This is a genomic window from Oleiphilus sp. HI0061 (genome assembly GCF_001635675.1).
This window is the reverse complement of record NZ_LWFE01000790.1, coordinates 1-494: the sequence shown is the minus strand read 5'-3', so window position 1 is coordinate 494 and position 494 is coordinate 1. Positions and strand designations below refer to the sequence as shown.

General features: G+C 40.7%; 1 protein-coding gene. It reads right to left on the bottom strand.

From position 1 onward, the window contains the following. Positions 1 to 73 precede the first annotated feature (73 nt). The coding region (locus A3735_RS09610) for an ABC transporter substrate-binding protein (protein ID WP_156499571.1) at positions 74 to 494 on the bottom strand (421 nt) is incomplete at its 5' end.

The window sequence follows — 494 nt, the reverse complement described above, 5'->3', positions numbered from 1 at the left end:
TACAAAAGGGCGATAACCTTGCACCTGAAGAGCCTTGGGTATCAATGACGAATACGGGGGAGTGGTAAAGAGTTTAAGGGCTGTAGGTCTTAATAATTTCTTTAACTCTTCCCTGCTGCTTCATCTTTCGCAAGTGATGATTAAATGCAGAGACAATTGCCTGATGATCAGCTAAAGACTTAACAATCGCCATGTGAAGCTCACGCTCAGTATAAGCGGGCTCTACAAATTTAAGCTGTTCGTTAAGCATCTTATTTTTCTGCATCAAGCGACTCAAAATCAAATGATCACCAATGCCGATATCTATCCGCCCCAGTGCCAGCATCTTTAACATGCTTAAGGCGTTTACCATTGGGGTTTTATTCAGCCCTGCAGCATTGTCGAAATTATGACCAAAACTCGCCCCCTTTCTTACTCCTATTTTTAAACCTTTTAGATCATCCAATTTCTGATATGAAATCACTTCGCTCTGATCAGAAATAAAGCTAATTTGA